Genomic DNA, 24,821 nt, shown 5'->3' on the forward strand with positions numbered 1-24,821 from the left:
AAATACAAAGCTTCGAATTGTTTTGATTGATATGCCTCAGCCAAGCATGCAATTAGGCAGGCAGCCTATGAGTACTTTCGGCCAGAAGCAGACGTTGTCTGACGGGAGAATATATTTATGATCTTTCCTCTGACTCATCTCAGATGAATTATGTAGTCTATCGAACTGATGCAAGGCACAGTCGAGGCGAGGATCGTTAAATGAGACTGGACGATCAACGGGAAAGCGATCAGATTGACGACCGCCGCGGGTCGGGCGGAGGGGGCATTTTCTCGGGTGGGCGATTGGGTATCGTCGGCATGCTGGCCGTACTCGCCATCAGCTATTTCACAGGCATTAGTCCAAGCACCCTAATGGGCCTGGTGGGTGGCAACAACAACACAGTGGAACAACCTAACCGCCCGCCGCCAGCCAATGATCCAACCAGCAGTTTTGTCGCGCGAGTGCTGGGTTCCACCGAAGATATATGGACTGAGGAATTTCAGAAACTGGGTCGCACATACCAAAAACCGATCTTGACGTTGTTTTCCGGCGCAACGCAAACGGCCTGTGGCCAAGGTCAAGCTGCCATGGGGCCTTTTTACTGTTCCAATGATCACCACGTGTATATCGACCTGGATTTTTTCCATGAACTGGAAACCCGTTTTGGCGGTGGCGGCGAGTTTGCCGAAGCTTATGTGATCGCTCATGAAGTGGGCCATCATGTACAAAATCTGCTCGGTATTTCCGACAAAGTCCACGCCGCACAAGAACGCTCCAGTAAGGCCCAAGGCAACGCCTTATCCGTAAGGTTGGAGTTGCAGGCCGATTGTTTGGCCGGGGTCTGGGGAAGGCAGGCTGATGTTCTCAAACACCAATTAGAGCCCGGCGAAGCCGAACAAGCACTGCGCGCCGCCTCAGCCATTGGAGACGACACGCTTCAAAAACAGACGCAGGGCTATGTGGTGCCGGAAAGCTTCACCCACGGAACATCAGAGCAGCGGATGCAGTGGTTCAACAAGGGATTCCAAAGTGGTGACATGAGTCAATGCAATACCTTCCGCAAAGGGGCGTGAAAGGCACCGGTCACAGCACGTCAGAACTTGGGATGTGGTCCATCACACCCGTAGTTGCACTTAGGTAAGTGCACAGCTTGCCAGAAAATGTGCAAGAAGCGCCACCGGCCTCCCCGTCGCACCCTTGTCCTCGCCGCTCTTCGACGCCGTTCCTGCAATATCAAGATGCACCCACGGATAGCGCTTGGTGAACCGCGATAGGAAGCACGCTGCGGTAATCGCGCAGTCGCCGGTTGGGCCGACGTTGGCGAAATCTGCGATGTTCGATTTGAACGTGTCCTGATACTCGTGCCATAGCGGCATGTGCCAGGCGCGGTCCCAAGCCCGGTCGCCGGCCTTGAGCACTTCGCGTACAAGCTCATCATTGGTGGAGAACACGCCGCAGGCGATTTCGCCGAGGGCGCTGACGATGGCGCCTGTGAGTGTCGCGACGTCGACGACTACCGCGGGTTTGTACTTTTCGGCGTAGGTGAGGGCATCCGCCAGCAGGAGGCGGCCTTCGGAGTCGGTGTCGAGGATTTCCACGGTTTGGCCGGACATCGTGGTGACGACGTCGCCCGGTTTGATCGCGTTGCCGTCTGGCATGTTTTCTGCGGCCGGGACGATGCCGACCACATTGAGCGGCAGTTTCATGAGGGCCGCCGCGTGTAGGGCGCCGAACACGCTCGCGGCGCCGCACATGTCGAACTTCATCTCCTCCATGTATGAGGGCGACTTGAGGTCGAGGCCGCCTGCGTCGAACGTGACGCCCTTGCCGACGAGGACGACCGGCTGCGCCTCGGAGCCGCCTCCGTGGTACTCCATGACGATGAGCTTAGGCGGTTGGCGGCTGCCGCGCGCTACCGCGAGGAATGCGTTCATGCCGAGCTTCGCGATGTCTTCCTGGTCGAGGATCGTTACTTCGAAGCCGTGCTGAGTGCCAAGCTCTAGCGCTTGGCTTGCCAGATACGTTGGGGTGCAAATGTTGCCGGGGAGATTGCCGAGATCCTTGGCGAGCGTGATGCCCTCGGCGATGGCCATCGCCCGACCGATTGCAGTCTCTGTCGTAGACACCTCCGCACTATCTGTGAGGTGGAAAGCGACTTTCTTGAATGCGCGTTTCTGTTTCGGCGGTTCGCTCTTAAGGCTATCGAAGCGATACATGCCATCCATCACCGCTAGCACTGCCTGCTCGATCTTCCATGCGCTGTCGCGGTTATTCACGGCAAGTTCGTTGAGGCAAACGATAGCTTCGGCAGCGCCTGTCGTGCTCAGCATTTTCGTCGCCGCAGAGAGGGCCGTGAGATAGCTGCTCTCGACGACTTCATGCTCGAGGCCCAAGCCGACGAGCAGCACGCGCTCGGCGGCCGTGTTGGGAATCTTGGGGAGAAGTAGCGTTGCGCCGAGCTCGTCTTCGAGGTCGCCGCGGTTCAGCGCTTCAGTAAGTGCGCGACCCGATGCGACATCCAGCGCCATTGCCGAGGGCGAAAGTTTGCCGCCTTCGTACACGCCGACCACGATGCAGCCTGTGTGCTGCTGCTCGAGGCTCTCGCGGTTGACGACAAATTCCATGATCAAATCCCATGGGCGGTCATGTTTCCGGGCGTTGCGCAGCGCCTCCTGCCGTCTCCGCGATGCGCCGTGCGAATACCCCAAGGATTTCGCGGTACATCGCCTCGCCCAGCACCTGGTCTTCGTTGCCCGCGTCGATGTTCGGGTTGATGTTGACCTCGATGAGATAGACGCGGTCGCCAACCTGCTTGAGATCGGCGCCGTAGAGGCCGCGACCGATGAGATTGGCAGCGCGCACAGCGGTGTTGATCACCTGCTCGGGCGCCTCGCCTATGGTCATCGCTTCGGTCTTGCCCTCGACCATCTCTTGATCGCCCTCGGCCATCCTGATGATTTTCCAGTGGCCGGGTGCCATGTAGTACTTGGCGACGAACAGCGGACGCCGGTCGTAAACGCCGACGCGCCAGTCGAAATCGCTCGGCAGCCATTCCTGCGCGATGATAAGCTCCGATTTGGTAAAGAAGCGCTCCGCTTCCTTGCGTAGATTGTCTTCGGATTCGATCTTCACCACGTCGAGCCCGAAGCCGCTGTCCGGCAGCTTGAGCACGCACGGCAGCCCCAGTGTGGGAACGATTTCGTCCACGTTGCCGCGGTGCGCGATCAGCGTGCGCGGCGTAGCGATGCGATGCCGATTCAGCAGCTCCTGCATGAACACCTTGTTGCCGCACTTGAGGACGGACTCGGGATCGTCCACCACCGGCATGCCAAGCGATTCCGCCTGGCGGATGAACTCATAGATGACGCCCTCGGGGCTGGCGCGGTTGAACAGGGCGTCGAACTCGGGCAGGCGCTCCAGCGCTTCGGGGCCGATGAGCTCTGCCTCCAAGCCGACGAGCGGCGCAGCTTTTACCAAGCGCTGCAAGGCTTCGTCGTTAGAGGGCTTATTGGGTTCGTTGGGGTCGTGGAGGATCGCGATCCGGGGACGATCCCTTTTGCCGCTCTGCCGCTTGGGGGCCGGATTTTCGGCGATGAACGACTTAACAGCTTCGATCAGGAAGGCGCGGTCTTGCTGCGGAATATCCGACAAGCTGATGACGTGCAGGCCGTCGAGGCGCCAGCTTCCCTCTGTGCGAACAAACAGCACTCGCAGCAGCGGTGCACGCACCCTTGCGAAGATATGTTCGGCGAGGGCTTGATGACTGACATGCTTGCCGAGGTAGATATCAAGCTGGAAACGATCGCTCTCGTCGTGAACCAGCGTCTCTTGTATCAGCGATTGAAGCTCGTCCGCAAGCGCCTGTAGATGAGCTTCGGACCGCAGGTCTTCGATGGTTTTTACATCGGGGACGGGACGTTGCCCGCGCGCCTCGGCAAGCAGCGAGACGTAATATCCCCTTCCCTGATAGCGGCCCGTACGGCACAGGTTCAGCACCCGTGCGTTGCCTTCATTGCCATGTTCCGGGTCGGCCAGATAGTGACGCGCCGTGACGACGGTGGCATCCGGAATCTCTAACCATTTGTAGCTCTGTTCAGTAATGACGATTGTTTTCATCCAACCAGCTCCCGGCTTTAGGGGAAAGCAGTGAAACCTGATTTGGCATGGCGCGGGGCCGATGCCATTTCATTCTCTTCAATTAATGCCACGATCCAATGAATCGATCTGTTTGATGGGGCATATAAACGACCCTTGCCAGTTGTTCTGAAATCGCACGCTTTACTGATCGTTAAGTCTCCATGGCTCACTTGGCATCTTGGGCTAAGTAGCTTCCCTTATTTCAATTTCCTCATTTCGAACGGAATATCTCTTTGTCGACGGATATATCAGCGCATGGCTACTCACTTGGCGTAACTATTGGTTATCAAATGACTCCTTCTGCGGGCATCACGATCAATACCCCGGACTGGGTCGAGTCATTCGTGCCATGGAATCGCCGCTATGCGACGGACAGCGAGAAGATGCATCTGGCAATCGCGCTTTCGCAGGAAAACGTCTCGCACAACACCGGCGGCCCTTTCGGAGCGGCCATCTTTTCGCGAGATACCGGTGCGCTGTTTTCAGTAGGCACCAATAGCGTGGTTCGGCACAACAACAGTGTGCTGCATGCCGAGATTGTAGCGATCATGTCAGCGCAGGCTCGGATGGGCAGTTATACGCTGCGAAGTGCAACGGGATTGGGCTATGAGTTGTTCACCTCCTGCGAGCCTTGCGCGATGTGCCTGGGGGCCACTCTATGGAGCGGGGTAACCCGGCTGGTCAGCGCAGCCATGCGGGAGGATGCGTTGCACCTGGGTTTTGAGGAGGGGCCGGTGTTCGACGCATCGCTCGCCTATCTTGAAGCGCGGGGCGTGAAAATTGTGCGCGGGGTGCTGCGAGAAGAGGCCAAGGCCGTGCTCGATTGCTACAGCGCCGATCACGGTGTGATCTATAACGGCTGAAGTTCGGACCAAGTCCCCGCTGCCCTACGATTCATTTTTAACTGGGAGTAAAGAAAAACGATGGATCCATTCCTGCACGCAGCGTTTGAGGAGGCCGAGCAAGGCCTGTCGGAAGGGGGCATTCCCATCGGCTCGGTTCTCGTGCATGCCGGGGCCATCGTCGGGCGAGGCCACAATCGCCGCGTTCAGTTGAGCAGTGTCATCCTGCACGCCGAAATGGACGCACTCGAAAACGCAGGACGCCGCTCCGCCGCCTTTTATCGCGAATGCACCCTGTATACCACGCTCTCTCCTTGCGCCATGTGTAGCGGCGCCATCCTGCTTTATGGCATTCCACGGGTGATCATCGGAGAAAACCGCTCGTTCACAGGGGAGGAACAATGGCTCGCCTCCCACGGCGTCGATATCGAAATCGTGCAGGACCTGACCTGCATCGAACTCATGCGCCAATTCGTCAGTCGCAACCCAACGCTATGGGCCGAGGACATCGGCGAGACGGCTACCTGCTGAACAGGACGGTATGAGAAATTCGCTTTCGGCGTCTAGGCTTCAAACGTTTATCTGGCGCAGATGCGCTTGCTTGAATAATTCATTCCATCAATCCCAAGGAGAGGTCTATGGTCACTCGCGTCAAACGTACGATTGAAGATCGGATTGCAGATACGCAGGCGAAGCTCAAGTCGCTTCAAACCGAGAAAAAGAAATTGCAGTCCTCAAAGGCAAAGAAGCTGACTAAAGCCAGTATCGGCGTTGCAGAACTGCTGAAGCAGATCGACTCAGTGGCAAAAGAAAACGATGTCAAAGTCGCCGATGTCATCAAACTGGCGGCTAGGCTCAAGCGTACAGGTTTAGTCATCGAACACAAATCATCCCGATTCGATGATGTGATGTCTTTGTAATCCTCACAAGCCGAGCTTGAATCCGGTATCAAGCTCGGCTGCGGAGGGGGTAGGAACGAACGAGCAGGCTAATTTCTCAAGGAAAACAATTGCACGGCTTTACAGGGGTACTTTGTTTCCAGGCCATTAAGTCGGCAGGGATATGACGGCGTGGCTGCTGAAGGGTCATCGGACTCCGCATTGATATAGCCTTTCTTGTCCGCTAGCAAACAAACCCGCTGCGGGTTCAGCCCGCAAATCAACTCCCGCGTGTTGATTCTTATTGACCATAGAGCCGATAGCAGCCTTTACCCGCTTTTTTTGCCGCGTACATGGCACTATCCGCATTCTTCATCAAATCTATCTCGTCCGTGCCGTCAGATGGGTAAATGGCAATCCCGATACTTGATGAAATAAATATCGAGTGGGTATCGATGACAAATTCGTTCTCAAGCGCATGGTGGATCGCGGAGGCAACCATTAATGCATCTCCCTGTTTTTCTATTCTTGGAAGAAGAATCACAAATTCATCTCCTCCCAGTCGAGCCACAGTATCGGACTCTCTCTTGATGCATTCTGCTATTCGCCGCGCAACCAATTTGAGCAGCTGATCCCCAACCTCATGCCCCAGATTATCGTTAACGGGCTTGAATCGATCGAGATCAAGGAACATCAAGCACATCAAATAGTTTTCTCTTTTTGCCTGCGCCAATGCTAAATGGAGGCGATCGTTGAAGAGCGTTCTGTTAGGCAAATCCGTCAATGCGTCATGGTGGGCCAGGTATTGAACCTGATCCTCCATGGCCTTACGCATTGTGATGTCCAACATTGTCCCAACATAATGGGAGACCATTCCATCCTTTCCCTTGATCGCCGTTACGGTCAGCCATTCGGGATAAATTTCACCGCTCTTCTTACGATTCCAGATTTCTCCTTGCCAACTTCCATTATTAACAATGCTATTCCACATTTTTTCGTAGAAATTCTTGTCATGTACCCCTGAGCTCAACATACTCATCTTCTGACCGACTGCCTCTTCCGGGCTGTAGCCAGTGACACGGGTGAAAGTCTCGTTAATCTTCAGAATCACGCTGTCGCAATCCGTAACAACCATGCCTTCCTGAGCTTCAAAGACGCTTGCTGAAATCGCCAATTCGGCTTCAACCGCTTTCCTCTCGGTAATATCCCTCGCAAAACCCACGGTACCTAACAATTCACCGCTGCCATCGATCACCGGGGCCTTGAAGGTTTCAATCCAATGCCGTCCATGCTTGCCCTCATGCTGTTCCTCAATGATTTCCCGTTTACGAGAAGCCATGATCTTCAAGTCATCATCCCGGTAATGCTGCGCTAAATCGTATGGGCTTAAATCGAAATCTGTCTTGCCGACCAAGTCTTCGGGCAACTGATAGTCATAGGAGTTTGCATGGACTTTATTCACCGTGAGGAACCGGCTTTCCTTATCTTTCAGCCAGACCATGAAAGGAAAGTTATCGACCAATGCCCTTAGATAACTCTCTTTTTTACGCAGCGCTTCTTCAGCCGCCTTTCTTGCTGAAATGTCCTGTACAAAAACGAAGGAGAATTCTTCATCTTTATAGGAAATGTAGTTACCCGTGACTTCTACGTCAAAGATATTTCCATCCTTGCGGCGATGACGCGTTTCCAAATGCACAATTTCGTGCTTCTGCAAGCGATTCCACAATTCTGGCCACGCTTCGCTTTTGAAGTCCGGGTCGTAATCCCATGGGTGTTTCCCTATTAATTCCTGGCGCGTATATCCCAAACTATCGCAAGCGGCATCATTCACATATATCACTTCTCCTGCGCTGCTCAGCCTAAAGAAGGGCATACCGCATAATTCGAGCGATGCCTTGGTCAACCAAAGCTCATCGTCAATCCTTTTGGACTCGGTGATATCTTCATACAAACCCAACACGCCCAACATGCTGCCGTTTTCAGTCACCAAGGGAAGTTTGTAGGTCTTCAGCCATTTTTTGGTGCCATCCGCATTCGTTTGCAATTCCTCATAACCGAGCTTTGGTCGCTGCGACTGAATGACCTCGAGATCATCTTTTCTGTAGGATTCGGCCTCTTCCCTCCATAGCATCTCGAAATCATTACCCCCGACCATTTCTGAAGGGGCACTACGTCCTGCATCCTTGGCAAATACCGTGTTGCAACCCAGATAGGTCAGATCGGTGGCTTTCCAGAAGACGCGCATGGGGATGGTTTCGATGATCGCTTTGAGCACGGCGTGCGACTCATTCAGCGCCTCGACCATCCTTGCCTGGGTCGTCACATCATGAAATGCGATCAGATACGCTTCTTGTTCGCTTGCATCCAAATGAGTCGTTGCCAACAGCATCTTCTTGACCTCTCCGTTGGCACACATCATTTCTACTTCTAGCGGTTGAATGGGGGATGATGTGTTTAAAGCCTTCCACAGGCTTCGAGTCCATAAGCCTTTTACCTCTTCTCGATATTTTTCGTTATTGAATGTCTGGATAAAAAATTGCTCCAGATACACAAGATCCCGACGCTTAAATCCGAAATAAGATTCAAAGCTCGCATTAACCCCCCTGATCTTTTTCTTTTCGATAATCATGAGAGGCAATGGAAATGCCTTGAATACCTTGTTAACGGCCAGTAATGAGCTGCGGCGATTGCCTGTCTTGCCTAGATAGTAGAAACCCAAAGACACTGTAACGACAATGACAAGGTCGATGACATTCCGTTTGATCCCCGTTTGCCAATTGCTAGCGAACAAGATGAGGCAAGCGATGAGGATGGGGCCACAAAATCCAAACATCCTCATCGCTTCGGGAATACTGTTTTTATTGCGCACAGACTATCTCCTCATAGCCAATTTGAGATGCAAATCTAGCAGTTGGGAATTTGTTTACTGGACGCTGAATCACTTAGCCGTGTAATCGGCTAAAAATTATTGTTGGTCTCGCAGTACGTCGCAGAATAATGAGTAAACGTACCCGAAGTATAAAGATGTTTGGCAAATTCATGTTCACAAAGCATCTTTAACCTTCAGTTTTCTAATGGTATTCGGCTTTAATTGAAGAATACCCCAGGTTTATGAATTGGCACTTTTCATCTGAATGCCGATAGCTCTTGGCCAGCGATACACTGCATACGACACACCATTGGCCTTCATCAAAAACGAAAAGCCCGCATGCGCGGGCTTTTCGTTTATTCGTGAGCGCTCTCTTTGCTATTACCAGGGCAGCGGCTCACCTTCGTGGAAGAATCCTCCGGTCGGGCCGCTCTCGTCCAATGTCGCCAGGCGTACGCTGGTCTTCCAGCTGTCGGCGATTTCCATCGGAGCATTGGGTCCACCCAATTCGGTCTTAACCCAACCGGGATGCGCTGAATTAACTTTGATATGGGTGCCGCGTAGTTCATCCGCCAAATGAATAGTGAAGACATTCAACGCCGTTTTTGAGGCGTTGTAGGCAAGACCCTTGGCGGGCCCGATAGGGGAGTTTTCCATGCTGTGCAGCGTTTGCGATGCGAGGATGCTGGATAAATTGACGATGCGTCCGGCCGGGGATTTCTTGATCAACGGCAGTAGCTTTTGCGTCAGTTCAATCACTGCAAAGAAGTTGGTCTCGAAAGTTTCCCGCAATGCATCCTGGGAGACGGATGCGCTGGTATTGTTGCCCAGCAACTCTTCCTTCAATACACCGGCATTGTTCACCAGGATATCCAGCTTGCCGTATGTCTGAGCCAGGTAGTCAGCGACGCGATCCGCGGCTTGCGGCTTGGACGCATCGTATTCAATCGCTTCCGCCTTGATTCCTTTTTCCGCGAGTTCGTTGGCGGCTGCCTTGCCTTTGGTAACGTCGCGTACGCCGAGCACCACCGTAATACCGAGCTCCCCTAAATGGGCCGCCGTTTCCAATCCAATGCCACGGTTAGCGCCTGTGATGAATGCCACTTTGTCCTGTTGATGCGTCATTTCGTTCTCCTGTTGAATATTTAATAACCGATCGGTTAATAAATGCTATCGACTTGGAAAAATGTTGTCAACAAATTTATAACCGAATGGTAAAATAATCGAATGAATTGACGGAACGAACTACTCATGCAACTGGAAACCACCCCAAAAAGACGCGGACGTCCCCCAGCCTTCGACGCAGAAGCGGCTCTGCAAAAAGCCATGGTTACCTTTTGGACCCATGGGTATGAGGGCACCTCAATGAGTACGCTTGCCGAAGCGCTTGGGATGAACAAGGCCAGCATCTATGCGGCGTTCGGTAGCAAGGAGGAGCTATTTCATAAAGCCGTTGCGCGATATGTGGAAGGCCCGGCCAGTTTCGTGGCCGATTCGTTGAAGGAGCCGAATGCCGCCAAGGTGATTGAGAAGTTCTTGATTACTGCTGCACGCGCCTTGACCGATCCCGCCCAACCTCGCGGCTGCATGATTACCTTGAGTTCTATCGTCGGCAGTCACGAGTCAAAGCATATCAAGGATGCGCTGAGTAACATGCGCGCCGGTCTCGAACAGTCTTTTTACCAACGATTTAAAGCCGCCAGGAAAGAGGGCGACTTATCCAAGAAAACCGACGTTGCGGCATTGGCAAAGCTGGTCGTTACCGTGCATCAAGGCATGGCCATCCAGGCGGCCAGCGGCGCGACAGAAGAAGAGCTGCTCGGGGTGGCCCGTCTATTTATCGAGCAGATGCAACGAAAAAAGTGAGGGGTGAGCCGTAAGGCATCGACTGCAAGAGCCCCTCAACGATCAGCCCCCCCTAGACTGCATGCAATTACCCATATGCTGCCTGCCTGCGTCAAATCGACAGGCACATGGATAATTCCCTTAGGTTCCGTCTGACGATGGCACCTCTATTGGCACGACTTCCACCTTCGCCACCCCTTCCTCGCGGGTAAGCCCGATTTCCTCCGCCTTGGCAGGCGGCAAGTCTACGATACGACCTTTCACATAAGGCCCACGGTCTTCGATGGTGACCAAGGTGCTTTGGCCGGTTTCCAGATTGGTGACTTTGGCCTTGGTGCCGAGCGGCAGAGTTTTGCTGGCGGCGTTGTCGTCGTTAGGGTCCATCTTCTTGCCGTTGGCCATGGTTTTGTAGGCGAACTTGTGGGCGTAGATGGAAGCCTCCCCGACTTGTTTATGCACGCGGCGATGTGTTTTGTGCTTGGGTGCCGGCTTCGCGTGCTTATGGAGTGAAGCCCCTTGCTCGGCCGATAACGTCGGTGGACTGATGAGAGCAAGACTCGCCGCAGTGACGAGCGCTGCGAAAGGAACAGAAAACGGTTTGAATCCTTCGGTGTTCAACATGGCGTCAATCTCCCAAAAAATTGGCGTCGCAATGACTACGAGCCAGGCGGTTGACTAAAATCGATTGAAAAAACGAATCCTTTCCGTCTCGGATATGTTCTAAAAAATGAACGGAAAGGTGGGGCTATGCACTATGGACGCTGACCGTCCTCGTCATCCCCGTGATGTTGCGAAGCCTCGATATTCTCGAAATGATGATCTGTCATAGTCAGGCGTTGCTTTCGGTCATAAGCATTTTGCCGGATCAACGGCATGGCAGACGCAATCAGAAAAACAACGACAACCGTTAAGATGATCCAAATCATTGGTTGGGTCCCAACTGTTTGGAAAGCAAGCGAGAGCTTGTATTAATACTGACCGTCTTTTGACGCCCGGAGTTCCATCGAAAAATTATCCGCAGCCCTAGTCCCGAAAATTAGCGCGCAGTTCCTCTTCCGCCAGCAAGCGGTTCAGCGCCCCGCGGAACAGCCGCTGCCCATCCTCCAGTAGTGCAGCGTCGGGGACGAAGGATTGCACCTCGTAAGGCGCATGACGAGAGGCAACAAGGTAGACGTAGTGAAGCGTTTGTCCTGTTAACTGCCGAACGCCTTCCAGATACATAGCGGCGCTCAGGTGATAGCGCTGCATCTGCAAGGTGTGTTGGAACACCGGCAGGGACGCATCGAACGTCGTCTTGAGTTCCAGGATAAGGTGGGGCAAGACCAATAGATCAGGCCTGATCTTGCAGCGAATGCCGGTCTCGGCATCACGCCAAAACAGGCTACGCTCGGCCAGCCCATCACGCAGCAGTTGGACGATATTAGGAAGGCGCTCCACCTGGGCGCAAATCCCCTGTATCGCTTCCATCTGAAAATCGGTAATAAAGTGGACGGCATGCCCGCGTTCTTCCTCGATCAACAGGCGATCATGTTCGTGCAGCAGGTCGGCGTGGGCCACGGGCAGGGCAAAGTATTCACGCCGGAAACGCTCCGGCTCCAGCAACGAACAATGCACAGCCGTACCGAAATCCAGCTGGGGCGTGGAATCGTTCTGCCGCAGCAGGTAGCGCTGCAAGTGCAGCTTGGAATCCAGCACCCGCTTCAAGCCGTTGCTCGAAATATAGTCACGTCGCCCGAGGTATTCTTCGATAGAAATATCGCAAAGGTCGGAGATGATTGAGTTAGAGGCAGCGCTATTCATGGCCTATCGTTCCCGCACCCGTTGGCTTTTATGGGTACGCTCGTAAAAATCATTCGGCTTGGTTCTAACCCATTCCACAAAGCGCGCCATCTCAGGATGCGCCAGCAGTGCCTCGACAGTGTTGTAGCGCCGGGCCAACTCCGTCTCGGTAAACAACGCATGAATCTGCCGATGACAAATTCGATGAAGCATTTCCGTCGCCTTGCCGCCTTTGGACTTTGGCACAAAGTGATGCGCATCCTGTTGCGCTTTAGGAATCGAACGGCCGCAAATGGGGCAGACGGGCAGCGTAGCCAGTGTTGGCAGACCTTGCTGGGCAGCGAGCAATTTGCGGCGGATATGACCTGTCATAGAAAAGAGTGAAACCCCGATGCCGGAATTTAACGCAGTTCTAGGAAACTGCGCGGGCATTTATGTGACAAACTATCTGACCGTGAAATCGGCAAGCCATCCGTGTCGATCCACTTGTTCCCAATACACACGACCGTCTAGCCTCCGATGAAACCATCCCAAGATTTACGCTGGAATTTCGACAACACCTACGCCCAGCTTCCGCCCACATTCTATTTCAAACAGAACGCTTCACAGGTAGCCGCGCCGCACATGGCGGTGTTCAACCGCGAACTGGCGAATCAGTTGGGATTGGACGCGGAGCAACTTGCCGATGACGCAGGCACGCCAATATTTTCCGGTAACGCTAATCCTGAAGGCGCCGAGCCATTGGCCCAAGCTTATGCAGGGCATCAGTTCGGCAATTTCACCATGCTGGGCGATGGACGGGCATTGTTGCTGGGGGAGCAAGTCACGCCTGATGGAAGGCGTTTCGATATTCAGTTGAAAGGCTCCGGCCAAACGCCGTTTTCGCGACGGGGCGACGGCAAGGCCGCACTGGGGCCGATGCTGCGGGAATATCTTATCAGCGAGGCCATGCACGGCCTGGGCATTCCTACCACGCGGAGTTTGGCAGTGGTGCTGACGGGCGAGCCGGTGTATCGGGATGAAGTCTTACCGGGCGCAGTACTGACCCGCGTTGCAGCGAGCCACATCCGCGTCGGGACGTTTCAATATGCAGCCATGCGCGGTCAGGAGACCGTCAAAACGCTGGCCGACTACACCATCGCCCGCCACTATCCCGAACTTCAGAATACTGAGAACCCTTACCTCGCCCTGCTCGAAGCCGTCATCGACCGCCAGGCAGCATTGGTGACGAAGTGGATGCACGCGGGCTTTATCCATGGTGTGATGAACACGGACAACATGGCCATCAGCGGCGAGACGATTGATTACGGCCCCTGCGCCTTTATGGACGCTTTCGACCGCAACACCGTATTCAGCAGCATCGATAGCCAGGGACGCTACGCCTACGGCAACCAACCGCCCATCGCGCAATGGAATCTCACGCGGTTTGCTGAGACCCTGCTGCCCTTGATTCACGACGATATCGACCAAGCAGTCTCCCTGGCCGAAGCGGCGATTATTGCGTTTATCGACAAATACGACCGCCTCTGGCTCGCCGGTATGCGCGCCAAGTTGGGCCTGCTGGACGAAGCCGCCCACGACAAAGCGCTGGCCGACGACCTGCTCGCGCTTATGCAGCGTCACCAGTTCGATTACACCAATACTTTCCGTCAACTGGCCGAGACACAAACACTGCCCGGTGACGAAGCTGAAATTCGGGAATGGCTCAGCCGCTGGCAACAGCGCTTCAACGCACAACCGGCACCGCTGCCAAAGCGCATCGCCGCAATGCACAGCGCAAGTCCGGCGGTGATTCCTCGCAACCACTTGGTCGAGGCCGCGCTCGAAGCCGCCGTGCGCGACAACGATTTCGCCCCGTTCCACAATCTGCTTGCCGTCCTCGCCACGCCTTTTGACGCGCCAAATGACGAGAGCTACCGCCAGCCGGCCCCTCCCTCCATTTACTCGTATCAGACCTTCTGCGGCACATGACGTACTAAAACCTGGCCGCATTGGCGGCGTACACACAAAGTGGTCTAGAATCCGCGCCATAAGAATTCACAACAAAGGCTCGTCATGACCACTCTGCGGATTTTCCCGCTGCTCGCCGCCCTGCTGTTCTCCGGCTGCGCGTCCATCCAGCAAATGCAAAACGAACTGGCGACTTCCGCCACCGTGCCCACACCCTCATTCGATCGCATGCAGGCGACCGGGTTTGCGTCCGACGCCAAAGAAACCCGGGTGGTGTTAGACAAGACCTCGCCGGTCTTCTATTTCGACGGCGAGAAAAGCTATTACGCAGCGTTCGAACTTCCGCCCGCCGATACGCCGCGCAAGCTGAATTTCAAAAGCCTGTTCTCCGCGCCCTACATGGGGGCCGCGACTGTGATGTACCCCCAATTTGTGTTCTTGAACGCGTCAAAACAGGTGATCGGCGAAGCCAAGCGCTACCGCTTTCAACTTCACACCGGCACGTTGAACGACGACTTTTTCGAGGGCAACGTCATCGTTCCGGCAGCGGTGCGTTCTGTCGTCATCCATACCTCGCAGCGCAACATGCCGCGGCTGGAGGCGTATTCAGAAAACGGCCAGGCGTGGGAAATTCCTGCCGCACCTTCGGGAAAATTGGCCTTGACCCTTTCCCAGCCTTATCCGGCCAATTTCGACTTTTCCACGGCGGTCATCCGCGATTCGATTCAAATGCCATGGAACGACCGCGGCGACTTTTTCTATCTGACCCAAATCGACGGCCAACCGGTCGAGGACAGCCGCAGCGTGACGCATCGCCGCAATATTTTCCGCGGACAAACCATGCTGCCCTATGCCATCGACCGCGAAGTGCCGACTCAACGCGCCAAATACCTCATCGTCGGCAAGACCGAATACGCGCTGCCGTTCCAGATGGCGACCAATCCGGTGTATGAGGTCAAAGGCGAAATCGAAGCCGCGTTGGAGAAAAACAAGGTCTACGAAGTCCGCGGCACGCTGGGGGAAAATTATTCGGCGGTGTGGCTGGAAGACGTTTCAACGCATACGGTGGTAGGCCGCAAAATCGAGATTCGTGGTGCCACCAGAGTGGGTGTCTGGAAATGGTAGCGGTGGAATCGACCCGCGCTACTTGTCTACGCTGGGCCAGTTGAAGTTCTGCCACGTGCTGTAGCCGTAATAGACTTTCACCATTTCCCGCGCCGCCTGGGCAATGGTCTTGCGCAATTGCAGCGGCAAAATGACCTCGACCTCGCCGCCCAAGCTCATCAGCCAGCCGCGTAGTTGCTCGGTTTCCTTGACGATCGCCGTGAGTTTCAAACGGCCGTCTTCATTGGGTGACCATTTCTGCTCGTTGCTGAGCGGCGCCTCATAGACCTTTCTAAACGCCGCCGGAGTGAACAAGGCTTCGAGGCGGATGGTTTTCTCGTCACCGAACCCCAGCTTGCCGCTGGCAACAAAATCATCCAGGGAGAAATTTTCAGGACGCCGACTGGGTGCCTCCAGCACCCGCACGGATCGAATGCGATGCAGCGCCAAGGCCCGTGTTTCCTCGATCTCGCTCAGCAGGCACACTAGGTAGGTCAACTGCGCCCGGTGCACCAGCGCCAGCGGATGCACCCGGAATTGCTCGACCCGCGGCTCCCCCGGTTTCTGGTAGCCCACGGCCAGCATCTTGTCCTGCAGCAACCCCTCGGTGACCACCGCCTGCACTTCGCTATCGCTCCCCGAAGCAGTATGCGCCTGTGCGGCATGACTGACGTGCAGCTTGCTTTGCCAATTAGTGGAGGCCTCCTGTGGTGCATGGGCCAACTGCTCCTGCGCCGCCGCGAACAACCGCTGCAAATGCGGCAAGGCGGTCGCACCCAGCACAGGCTTGGCGTAATCCCCCAGCAGGTTGATTGCCATCGCTTCAGTCCCCGACATCACAGGCAGCATGTAGCTCCCGGTATCCTTGCCCCAGCTCCAGCCGTACGGCTTTTCGCTATCGTCGCAAACCAGCGGCAAATGCTGCGCCAAAGCCTTGAGATCGCGCTCTACAGTACGTTTGCTGGTGATGTGATTGTGCGCGGCGAGTTTCTGGAACAGCTCACGGGCAGTAATCTTGAACGGATGGCCCGGAATCAGGCGCATCATTTGCCACTGCCGCAGCAGCGTTTCGCGGTCGGAAGACATGGAGAAATCGGTTCTGTTGTTCTTGTTGTCGCATTGCAAGGCGCTCACGCATCGCCAAGCAGACTAATGCAAGCCGTTGCGCCGACGATTGTTTCACGCAAGGGCATGGAGTCGCAACCGGGAGAATCACCCGGTCGTATCCGCAGCACATCACCAACTTAATCCGAAGTGCTAAAACCCTTTTACTGCAACCCTTCTCGGGACTGTGCGGGAGAATGTTTGGGAGTATTAAGCGCCCGAACTTCGAACTGATGCATATCCAGTTCTTTTTCATGTCCATCAATAAGCATCAAGCTATGCTTGCCCGGGAGCGGCAAGGGAACCAGCGCTTTGGATATGCCGCATCGGGCTGCAGGCTTACCATCGAGCAACATGCAGGTATTGCCGATACCATTGGATTGCAGCAGCAGCGCTTGCCGTTGCTGCGGAATATCGGGATCCGGCGCAATAACGGCAGAGTCGGGCGGTGCAATAAGCGTAGGAAGCGCCCCAGCCACGCGAATAACAGCGGGTTCCGGTGGGTGATTCGTTCCGATCACCCATTCCTCCCGTGGGGCCTCAATAGCCGGGCGATAAGCTACCGATAGTCTTGTAACACCTTGAGGCGGTATTGGAGCCTGACTCGGATGCGATCGATGCAGATATTCGACGATATCGCGCCACACCGGCGCTGCGCCGGTCACGCCGGAAACATCCCACATAGGTGCTCCCGAGAAATTGCCGACCCAGACGCCCACCGTGTAGCGATCCGTAAACCCTACAGCCCAATTGTCCCGCATGGCTTTGCTGGTGCCGGTTTTGACTGCAGCCCAGGTGTGAGTAGACAAGGGGCTCGAAAGCCCGAAGGTCAAGGTTCTTGCTGCGGGATCAGCGAGGATATCGGCGATGATGAAACTGGCCTGCGGACTCAGGATCTGCCGCGCTCCGGCTGGCGACGTCGAGGGTACCGATTTATCCAGCAGAAACCGGGTTGGCCTCCATTGCCCGCCGTTAGCCAAAGTACGATAAGCGTTAGTCAGTTGCAGCAGCGTTGTCTCCGCCCCGCCCAAAGCCAGTCCGAAACCGTAGTGCTCCGCCTCCTGGTTCAGGCTCGACATGCCGAGATCGCGCAATGTATTGAGGAATCGATCCACGCCTACCAGCGTGAGCGTTCTGACGGCTGGAACATTCAGCGACGATCCCAGCGCCGTGCGCACGCTGACGGCACCGCGGAAGTTGCGGTCGTAATCCTGTGGAATGTAGAGCCCTGACGGGGTCGTGAGGGCGAGTGGGGAATCGTCCAGTACGGAACTGGCGTTCAGCCATCCCTGATCGATGGCCGCACCATACAAGAACGGTTTCAGCGTAGAGCCCGGCTGGCGCAGCGCCGCCACGCCATCGACCTCGGCAGCACCCGAAAGGTCGCCGCTGGAGCCGATATAGGCCAGAACTTCACCGCTTGTGTTGTCGAGCACTACCACAGCTCCGTCTTCGACATTCTGATTGGCGAGCTCGGCCAGATGCGTACGCAAGGTTTCACGGGCAAATCGCTGCAGACTGGCATCCACGGCGACCTGTAGGCGCTCGCCCGGTTTCTGCAGCAGCCGCCTTCCCAGATGGGGTGCATCGTCCACGCCCGGCATCAGATATGGGCGCTGCGGCAATGCGGTCGCCAGGAAAGCCGACTGCTCGCATAGGAGAGAGGAATCCCGATCCTCGGCCATGGCTTTGAGCGTTGCGCATGCCCGTTTGGCAATGGCAGTGCGCGATGCCCCCGGCGCCCGAACTAACGATGCAAGTACCGCGGCCTCTGCCGTATCCAGCCCGCCCGGGCCTTTGGCCAACAGTCCGCGCGAAGCGGCATCCACGCCAATCAACTCGCCGCGGAAGGGAACGCGATTGAGATACGCCTCCAGAATCTCGCGCTTGCTCCACCGCAGTTCCAGCGCCAAGGCATCGCGGACCTGTCGCAGTTTGGAGAGCCAGCCGCGATCGCCTCTGGGGTCGTCGGGATACGCCAGCAGGTTGGCCAATTGCATGGTGATGGTGCTGGCACCCCTGGCACGGGTGCGATGCAAGTTGTCCGCGATGGCAGAAATCGCTCCGAGCGGATCGATGCCGGGGTGCCAATAGAAGCGCTTGTCCTCGGCCGCGATAACAGCCTGTTGCAGCCTGGGCGATAAGGCATCCAGCGGTACCCATTCCAGCATCCGGCGCTTGCGGTCGAGCCGCAGGCACTCAATGACCACGCCGTTCCGGTCGAGCAGCGTCGCTTCCGAGCTGAATGACGCCGAACGTACGAATTCGAACGATGGCATGGGGCTGGTGAGCACAGAAAGGCCCAGGACGGTGACCGTCGAACCCAGGCCTATCAGGATCAACCGCCTAAATTTCACTGCGCCTTGACTTCCATCCTGGCGACCGGCAGCTCCCCGAAAATTTCCGGCGCATACATCGCTTCGACGCGCGTGGCAGGCATCTCGAAGCGCCCGGGATTATTCAGCCGAACCGTATATTCCAGGCTGAACTTGCCTTTGGGCACATAGGAATAATAGGCCCGGTAGCCGTCGAAGGCGCGCTCCTCGAAAGCAGGGCGCTGCCAGCCCTTTTGTTTCTCGCCCGAAACGAGCAAGGCGGAATCGCCTCCCAGGCCGGTGCCCAGAACCGTTGCGCCTGCGGGAACCGGATCGTTGACCACGACCCAGGTCATATCGGCTTGCGCATCGATTTCAAGGCTGACGCGGTAAGTATCGCCGCGCTGCCACACGCCGGATTTCTGCTGTTCTACAGGTGTTATCGTGCGCTTGATGCTGTAACCGGCGAACAGCGGTTTTTGCAATGGCAACGCCGCTTTTGAGGCTACAAACGCCCAGGGCTTGCCGCCGCCCTGGTGCTGCAAGGACAGCGGGGCGGATGCGGCAGGCCAGGCTAATTGCGTATCGAGGCCGGGGCCGATGGGCGTGCCTAGCGTGGGGTCGCCGTTGTCGTGCGATTTGGCGTGCGCCCACGGCAGCGTTTTCTCCTGTGTACCCAGTTTGACAGCAGTGGTACCCGTCACCGGATCGCGTTCGTACTTCTCCTGGAAGTGACGCAGTGCAATCACACCCCAGGCGTTTGCCAAGGTCGTGTTCCAGTGCCCACCGGCCTGGCGTGCCAAAGCACCGCGAGCGAGTCGCCCCGCATCGGAGGCCTGGAAACTCGGGTCATCGGCGAGCAAGCGCAAGGCACGCACCGAGTTCAGGTCGGGCGACACCATCAGCCACCACAGGTAATCCTGCTTCTCCGTGGAAAAACTCATCATGGTGCCGGAGAAGAACAGGCGCGAACGCAGGATCTGCAATGCCTTATCGAGCTGTTCTTCACGATTCGGGATGTCCTTCACATGGGTCAATACCGAGATCCAGTCGATGACGCCGGAACTCGGCCACAGATTAGGCGCAATTTCGAGCGATTCCAGCATTTCCGGTTTGGCACGGCCGTAGCGCGACAATGCATCGATAGCGGCGAGCTTGCGCATCACCACGTCGGCAGTTTGCAGAGAGCCGTAGCGGTGAATGCGCCCGGCGACAAAGTCCTCCAGCCCCTTGAGCATGCGGTCGCGCGAAGCCTCGGGAATCTCGTACCCGGCCTCATTGGCGATGGTCAGGAGATAAGCCGTGAGCGTGTCGTCGCCCTGCAACCAGTCCATGGGGAAGTATTTCACCAGCCCGTCGCCGTCGAGATGCAGCGGCAGCGTATTCATCACTTGGTCCCAGCGCTGCTCGTCCTCGAGGGCGATGGCCACCGAGGCGCGCTGTTCCATGCAGATGAAGGGATAGCGCTGCATCCATTCCCGCACCGAGGCGAAATCCCCGCCGAGCGAATTAGCCAGACGAATATCGATGCCGCCACGACCGGAAATGGCACCAGCTGGTCTCTGTACGGGAAAAGTCCACGGTTTATTGGGTTCCAGTTGTTCCATGGTTTGCTGATACACCCGCACCGGATATGCAGCCCCGACTTTCTGGGTGAATTTCAGCGAATCGTGCGCCAATTTCTGTTTGGCGGACGAGCCCACCTCCTGGGCGGTGATCAGCCACTCCAGCTTCTTGGCATCGAACGGCGCGGCACCCGGGAACGACACCGTCTTACCGTCACCGGGCTTGATGCTGACGCGCTGGGTGCCGACCGGTTTGGCGCCATTGCCTGCGTTGGCGCTGGCCGTGACATCCAAAGTTAACGGACGAGAACCGCCGTTGCGCAGGGTGACCATCGCCGAGAATTGGTCGCCTTCGCGCACGAAGGGCGGCAAGCCGGCGAACAGCATGACCTCTTGCGAGCTGCGGATGGTGGCGGCGCCTGTGCCGAAACGCTGCGCACCCGCATGGGCAATGGCGGCGATGCGGAACGAAGTGAGGGAATCGTTCAGCGGAACCACAACCCGTGCTTGACCATGCGCATCGAGCCGTACACTAGGCTTCCACAGCAGCAAGGTATCGAACAGCTCGCGTGCATTGGCCCCTTGTCCGCCGCCTCCGCCCGGCGCGGCGGCTTTCTTGCCGAAGTGCCGCTTGCCGATGACCTGCGATTGCGCGGTGGAGGTGCGCACTTCGATCGGGCGCCGCTGCATCATGGCTTCGAGCAGTTCCCATGAGGTGGGCGACGCCAGTTGCAGCAGACCTTCGTCTACGGCAGCCAACGCGATTTCGGCGTTGGAGGCCGGCTTGCCCGCCGAGTCGGTCACCGTGACTTTGACGGTCGCCTTGTCGCGAACCTTGTACGCGTCGCGGTCCGGCTCGACCTTGACCTTCAAGGCATAGTTTTGCCAGCCCACGCGGATCTGGGCCATGCCCAGCTTGAAGGCCGGCTTGGTGAGATCGACGAGCGCGGTCGGCCGGGTATCGACCTCGCGCGGCATTTCCTTGACCAGGCCGAAGAACATGCCGATGCGATAGACCATGCGTTTCAGCCAGGCGAACGCGCCCGGCGTTTCAGGATCGATGCGGCCCCGCACCACCATCACCGAAACATAAGCATTGGGTCCGTAGCTTGCGGCAATCGGCACATCGACGAAGGGAGATTTGGCGGAGATGGGCATCACGAACGAATCGAGGATGCCCTCGCGCTCCACGGTGACGAGAGCGGTCGCCTCGCGGAACGGCATGCGCACCTCGAAGCGCGCCTTGTCACCCGGTTCGTAAGCGCGTTTGTCGGCCAAGAGATCGATACGGTCGCTTTGGCCCGCGGTAAACCAATTGTCCGCATCCGCCACATAAAGCTGACGGCTGGCGAGTGCGGGGTTGCCCTGGTCGTCCTTGGCCGAAGCGACGAGGATCAACTCGCCGGATTCGGGCGCGGAGCCGTCGCAGATCAGGATGCCGCGCTCGTCCGTTTTTCCGCTGCACACCGAGCCGACACGTTCGACCTTGCCGGTCTGTTCGTAGCTGTAAAAGCCGCCGAGCATGCGTTTGCGATAGGCGTAGGTCTTGCGCGAATACGCATCGACCGAGATCTTGCGGTCGGCGAGCGGCTTTCCCATGGTGTCCAGCGCCAGTACCTTGAACGCCATGCGGTCCTTGGTGGAGAAATAACCATCGATCTTCATGCCGAGTACGACGGAGGAGGGTAAGACCATCGCCCGGGTGGCTGCCGTCAGGATCTGACCGTTGGGGTCGGAATATTCCATCTCGACTTCCAGCGCGCGCGATTCCTGCGCTTTCGGCAGCTTGTCAAAGGTGACGCGCGCACCACCGTTGGCATCCAGCGTCATGCTGAGGGTACGCACGGGATAGCCCGGCACCAGATCTGGATTGTTCGAGGCGGCGTTCTCCTCGGGCATGTCGCTGCCTTCTTCCTCGGGGTCGTAGGAATACGGCTCCACGGCTTCGATGCCTTCCTTGGGAATGCTGCCGCCGAACTCGAAATCGTCGTATTGAGGAAACAGCAGCGGATAGCGCACGAGTCGGCTGCGGAACTTGACCGGCGCGCCTGCGGCAGCACCGCCGGCCAGCAGGTTGAGCTGGGCGTCGACCGCCAGGCTGGTGCCGTTCACTAGCGGCTGTGCCGGCGGTTTCAGCACCGCCTTCATCAGCGGGACGCGATACTGCTCGACCCGGAAAGTCCCCGAAGCGAGGGTGTTGCGCCCGATCTGGTAGCTCACCGAATACATACCGAGCTTGGCTTCCTTTGGGATTTCCCATTCGGAAATGCCCGCACTGTCGGACCATTCGACAGGCACGTCGTAGGTTTGGCCGCTGCCTTCGTGCGTCACGGTTATCGTCGTCGGCAGATCCGTCGCCAGGTTGAAACCCTTGCCGGTCCGGACGCGCACGAAATGCTTCATGGAGACGGTTTCCCCGGCGCGGAACAAGGGACGGTCGAACACGGTATGCGCGATGACCGGGCCGGCCGTGTTGCCGCCGCCCAGGTTGAATTGCCAGGGGCTGATGCCGTCGTCCCAGGTCGAAAACACGAATGACAGGTCGCCGTCCTTGCGCGCCGTCGCCATCAAGCCGGAGCAATGCCCGAAGTAACCGTCCTCCAATTCTTCATCGATATGCGCCATGCCTTTGGCATCGGTCTTGCCTTCCCATAGCTGGCGGCCGTCGCAAGTCGAAACCCGGATGGCGGCGCCGCCGACCGGTTGGGCGTTGTCCAGCCGCGTCACCCACACCAGCGAAGACTCGCGACCTTTCTTGAGGTGCACCGCCATATTGGTGACGAGTGCGCTGGAAGAAACGTAATAAGGTTTTTTCTCGCCATGCAAGGCTGCTCCCAGGCGGTCGCTGGCGAATTCGACGACATAGAAGCCGGGCTTCTTCAGCGGAATGCCGATGAGCTCGAACGGTTTCTCGCCGTGAGGACGGGGAAGGCTGAGCTTGGAGGTGCTGAACAAATCGTCATTGGCATTATCCATGAGCAGCGGCATTTCGCCTTCGCGAGGGTAATGCCGGTTCTGCCGCTCGAAGGTTTGCACAGCACCGTTTTCGTCGTAAGGATGCCGGGTCACGCGGTTAAACCATTGCGCCAGTTGGGCGTCGTCGTCCGTATCCAGCCGGGCCAATACGCCTTGGGAGGCATTTCCCGCTTCCGCCGCCTTTCCGAACTGCGCTTGCGCCCCTTTCAGCGTGGCTTCCACATTGCGAACGCTCACCGGCAGCATGGGCTGGGCGTTGAGCTCGAGGATGCCGAAACGGGAAGGAAACTTGATGAGCGGAGGATCGGTGTCGATCCTGACTTTCAGCGGAAAAGCCGCGGCATTGGTCAGACTACGGCCAGCGTCATCCTTGAATTTTTTCGGCAGTTCGATCGTGACTTCGGTGCGGGACGGAAACGGTCCGGGAAACGAAACGCCCTCCACGGTAGGGCCGCGCTCGTCCTTGGATATGGCCGGATGCATTTCTTGTCCGTCGGCCGTGCGCAGCACGATTTTTTCGGCCAGGTCGCGCTCGACCGGCGCGTTGAAGTTCAACGCAATCGGCAGCACGGGCACGCAGCCGGCCTTGGGGTTGATGCGGGTGCAGTTCGAGCGCGCGGTAAAGGCCTCGCGGACATGAAAGGGCAAGGTCTGGTCCTGGCTTGTCGGAATGCCGTTCGTCGTCTGGATGCCCTTGCCCCACAACAAGCTGACCTTGCTTCCGGCCGGCAGCGTGCGCCCGCACTTGGCGACCACGACATTGGCGTTCTGCAGGCGTTTGTCCTTGACCGCCAGGTAGCCGTGGCCGCCGCGTTTGGTCAGGACTTCGAACAGGTTGCGCGCTTCGTTCGCTTGCTCGGCGAGGATTTTCTCGCGCTTGCCGCCTTCGATGATCTCTAGGGAGATACGCTCCCCGATGCCTTCGATAATGCAAGACGCATGTTGCTTGACCGAAGCGATATCGGCTGGGGCATCCAGGCCGAGCAGGAAAACCTGTTCTTCATCGATGTATTCGACGCCCTCGGCGGGATGGCTCACACGGATAGCGGGGCCGCCAGTGGTAAAGCTGAAAGCCGTTTTATCTACCGGGGTACCGGCCATGCTCTTGAGCCCGGCCTTGGGCGTGAAGGTGCACTTCTCCCCCGCGGGAAGATCGTTCTCGAAATCGTAAATCCAGTTGCGCCCATCGGCCCAACGGCCTTTACCTTTTTCTGTGCCCGTCCCGTCGCATTGCACGTCGAAAGGCGATTCCAGGCGCGGATCACCGAAAGCCACCATGGGTTCGGAGAAGCGGGCGACGACCTGCCGCACGTCCTTCACTTCGCCTTGCGGACTGAACGCTTCCACTTTGGCAGGCATCGCAGCCGCAGCCTGATCTTGAACCCAGCCTGCGTTCGCTCCGGCCAGCAGCAGCCCTCCCAACATTGCGACTTGCAGCAATCTCATGCCCACCCTCCTGTTATTGTTCGTTGGAG

Annotated in this window: 18 protein-coding genes; 7 read left to right on the plus strand and 11 right to left on the minus strand. The window is 57.0% G+C overall.

Translation table 11 applies throughout. The annotated features are described in order from the left end of the window. Positions 1-200: 200 nt before the first annotated feature. Positions 201-1,055 carry a KPN_02809 family neutral zinc metallopeptidase gene (gene ypfJ, locus NMK_RS05630; protein ID WP_109014771.1) on the plus strand — a complete coding sequence of 285 codons (855 nt, stop codon included), beginning with the start codon at positions 201-203 and terminating at the stop codon, positions 1,053-1,055. A gap of 60 nt (positions 1,056-1,115) precedes the next feature. Here ypfJ and NMK_RS05635 read toward each other — a convergent pair whose 3' ends face one another. Both NMK_RS05635 and NMK_RS05640 read right to left on the minus strand, forming a co-directional pair. Then, complete coding sequence (locus NMK_RS05635; RefSeq protein ID WP_109014772.1) at positions 1,116-2,606, minus strand: leucyl aminopeptidase; 1,491 nt, start codon at positions 2,604-2,606, stop codon at positions 1,116-1,118. A 19-nt stretch (positions 2,607-2,625) separates the two neighbouring features. After that, entirely contained in the window at positions 2,626-4,098 is a 1,473-nt protein-coding gene (locus tag NMK_RS05640) for a RimK family ATP-grasp domain-containing protein (RefSeq protein ID WP_109014773.1), read from the minus strand. Positions 4,099-4,409: 311 nt separating this feature from the next. Between NMK_RS05640 and NMK_RS05645 the strand changes: the two genes are divergently transcribed. The 3 genes from NMK_RS05645 (at position 4,410) to NMK_RS05655 (ending at position 5,881) form a co-directional block, all read left to right on the plus strand. Continuing rightward, positions 4,410-4,982, plus strand: coding sequence for a nucleoside deaminase (locus NMK_RS05645; protein ID WP_109014774.1), 573 nt, complete (start codon positions 4,410-4,412; stop codon positions 4,980-4,982). Between the two features lie 60 nt (positions 4,983-5,042). Continuing rightward, positions 5,043-5,492, plus strand: a complete 450-nt coding sequence (locus NMK_RS05650; protein WP_109014775.1) for a nucleoside deaminase — start codon at positions 5,043-5,045, stop codon at positions 5,490-5,492. Between the two features lie 107 nt (positions 5,493-5,599). After that, positions 5,600-5,881 carry a hypothetical protein gene (locus tag NMK_RS05655; RefSeq protein ID WP_109014776.1) on the plus strand — a complete coding sequence of 94 codons (282 nt, stop codon included), beginning with the start codon at positions 5,600-5,602 and terminating at the stop codon, positions 5,879-5,881. A 259-nt stretch (positions 5,882-6,140) separates the two neighbouring features. Here the strand turns inward: NMK_RS05655 and NMK_RS05660 are convergent, their stop codons facing one another. Further along, the gene (locus NMK_RS05660; protein ID WP_109014777.1) at positions 6,141-8,708 is read right to left on the minus strand and encodes a sensor domain-containing protein; all 2,568 of its coding nucleotides are present in this window, start codon (positions 8,706-8,708) and stop codon (positions 6,141-6,143) included. 381 nt (positions 8,709-9,089) lie between these two features. Continuing rightward, on the minus strand, positions 9,090-9,833 hold the full coding sequence (locus NMK_RS05665; protein ID WP_109014778.1) for an SDR family oxidoreductase: 744 nt from the start codon (positions 9,831-9,833) through the stop codon (positions 9,090-9,092). A gap of 126 nt (positions 9,834-9,959) precedes the next feature. Between NMK_RS05665 and NMK_RS05670 the strand changes: the two genes are divergently transcribed. Beyond that, positions 9,960-10,574: a TetR/AcrR family transcriptional regulator gene (locus NMK_RS05670; protein WP_109014779.1), complete on the plus strand. Its 615-nt coding sequence runs from the start codon at positions 9,960-9,962 to the stop codon at positions 10,572-10,574. Positions 10,575-10,694: 120 nt separating this feature from the next. Here the strand turns inward: NMK_RS05670 and NMK_RS05675 are convergent, their stop codons facing one another. The 4 genes from NMK_RS05675 to NMK_RS05685 form a co-directional block, all read right to left on the minus strand. After that, positions 10,695-11,174: a septal ring lytic transglycosylase RlpA family protein gene (locus tag NMK_RS05675; protein WP_109014780.1), complete on the minus strand. Its 480-nt coding sequence runs from the start codon at positions 11,172-11,174 to the stop codon at positions 10,695-10,697. Between the two features lie 131 nt (positions 11,175-11,305). Continuing rightward, the gene (locus NMK_RS18420) at positions 11,306-11,479 is read right to left on the minus strand and encodes a hypothetical protein (RefSeq protein ID WP_181376178.1); all 174 of its coding nucleotides are present in this window, start codon (positions 11,477-11,479) and stop codon (positions 11,306-11,308) included. A gap of 97 nt (positions 11,480-11,576) precedes the next feature. Further along, positions 11,577-12,353, minus strand: a complete 777-nt coding sequence (locus tag NMK_RS05680; protein WP_109014781.1) for a PD-(D/E)XK nuclease-like domain-containing protein — start codon at positions 12,351-12,353, stop codon at positions 11,577-11,579. Positions 12,354-12,356: 3 nt separating this feature from the next. After that, positions 12,357-12,704 (minus strand): HNH endonuclease, encoded by a 348-nt coding sequence (locus NMK_RS05685; RefSeq protein WP_109014782.1) that lies wholly within the window; start codon positions 12,702-12,704, stop codon positions 12,357-12,359. Between the two features lie 147 nt (positions 12,705-12,851). Here NMK_RS05685 and NMK_RS05690 point away from each other — a divergent pair, with 147 nt between their 5' ends. After that, a complete protein-coding gene (locus NMK_RS05690) occupies positions 12,852-14,303 on the plus strand; it encodes a protein adenylyltransferase SelO (RefSeq protein WP_109014783.1) in 1,452 nt (483 codons plus the stop codon). A gap of 84 nt (positions 14,304-14,387) precedes the next feature. Then, on the plus strand, positions 14,388-15,407 hold the full coding sequence (locus tag NMK_RS05695; RefSeq protein WP_109014784.1) for a MalM family protein: 1,020 nt from the start codon (positions 14,388-14,390) through the stop codon (positions 15,405-15,407). A gap of 18 nt (positions 15,408-15,425) precedes the next feature. Here NMK_RS05695 and NMK_RS05700 read toward each other — a convergent pair whose 3' ends face one another. The 3 genes from NMK_RS05700 to NMK_RS05710 all read right to left on the minus strand — a co-directional run bounded on the left by NMK_RS05700 (position 15,426) and on the right by NMK_RS05710 (position 24,792). Next, positions 15,426-16,520 carry a helix-turn-helix transcriptional regulator gene (locus NMK_RS05700; RefSeq protein WP_109014785.1) on the minus strand — a complete coding sequence of 365 codons (1,095 nt, stop codon included), beginning with the start codon at positions 16,518-16,520 and terminating at the stop codon, positions 15,426-15,428. A gap of 134 nt (positions 16,521-16,654) precedes the next feature. Continuing rightward, the gene (pbpC, locus tag NMK_RS05705; protein ID WP_227871377.1) at positions 16,655-18,847 is read right to left on the minus strand and encodes a penicillin-binding protein 1C; all 2,193 of its coding nucleotides are present in this window, start codon (positions 18,845-18,847) and stop codon (positions 16,655-16,657) included. Then, on the minus strand, positions 18,844-24,792 hold the full coding sequence (locus NMK_RS05710) for an Ig-like domain-containing alpha-2-macroglobulin family protein (protein ID WP_109014786.1): 5,949 nt from the start codon (positions 24,790-24,792) through the stop codon (positions 18,844-18,846). Before NMK_RS05710 ends, pbpC begins: the two co-directional genes overlap by 4 nt. Between the last annotated feature and the right edge of the window lie 29 nt (positions 24,793-24,821).

Source organism: Novimethylophilus kurashikiensis, assembly GCF_003112435.1.
In the GTDB taxonomy this organism is placed as follows: Bacteria; Pseudomonadota; Gammaproteobacteria; order Burkholderiales; family Methylophilaceae; genus Novimethylophilus; species Novimethylophilus kurashikiensis.

Bases quoted from the DNA above. Each gene is read 5' to 3' on its own strand.
- ypfJ (WP_109014771.1), top strand. From the start codon at position 201: ATGAGACTGGACGATCAACGGGAAAGCGATCAGATTGACGACCGCCGC.
- NMK_RS05635 (WP_109014772.1), bottom strand. From the start codon at position 2,606: ATGGAATTTGTCGTCAACCGCGAGAGCCTCGAGCAGCAGCACACAGGC.
- NMK_RS05640 (WP_109014773.1), bottom strand. From the start codon at position 4,098: ATGAAAACAATCGTCATTACTGAACAGAGCTACAAATGGTTAGAGATT.
- NMK_RS05645 (WP_109014774.1), top strand. From the start codon at position 4,410: ATGACTCCTTCTGCGGGCATCACGATCAATACCCCGGACTGGGTCGAG.
- NMK_RS05650 (WP_109014775.1), top strand. From the start codon at position 5,043: ATGGATCCATTCCTGCACGCAGCGTTTGAGGAGGCCGAGCAAGGCCTG.
- NMK_RS05655 (WP_109014776.1), top strand. From the start codon at position 5,600: ATGGTCACTCGCGTCAAACGTACGATTGAAGATCGGATTGCAGATACG.
- NMK_RS05665 (WP_109014778.1), bottom strand. From the start codon at position 9,833: ATGACGCATCAACAGGACAAAGTGGCATTCATCACAGGCGCTAACCGT.
- NMK_RS05670 (WP_109014779.1), top strand. From the start codon at position 9,960: ATGCAACTGGAAACCACCCCAAAAAGACGCGGACGTCCCCCAGCCTTC.
- NMK_RS05675 (WP_109014780.1), bottom strand. From the start codon at position 11,174: ATGTTGAACACCGAAGGATTCAAACCGTTTTCTGTTCCTTTCGCAGCG.
- NMK_RS18420 (WP_181376178.1), bottom strand. From the start codon at position 11,479: ATGATTTGGATCATCTTAACGGTTGTCGTTGTTTTTCTGATTGCGTCT.
- NMK_RS05680 (WP_109014781.1), bottom strand. From the start codon at position 12,353: ATGAATAGCGCTGCCTCTAACTCAATCATCTCCGACCTTTGCGATATT.
- NMK_RS05685 (WP_109014782.1), bottom strand. From the start codon at position 12,704: ATGACAGGTCATATCCGCCGCAAATTGCTCGCTGCCCAGCAAGGTCTG.
- NMK_RS05690 (WP_109014783.1), top strand. From the start codon at position 12,852: ATGAAACCATCCCAAGATTTACGCTGGAATTTCGACAACACCTACGCC.
- NMK_RS05695 (WP_109014784.1), top strand. From the start codon at position 14,388: ATGACCACTCTGCGGATTTTCCCGCTGCTCGCCGCCCTGCTGTTCTCC.
- NMK_RS05710 (WP_109014786.1), bottom strand. From the start codon at position 24,792: ATGAGATTGCTGCAAGTCGCAATGTTGGGAGGGCTGCTGCTGGCCGGA.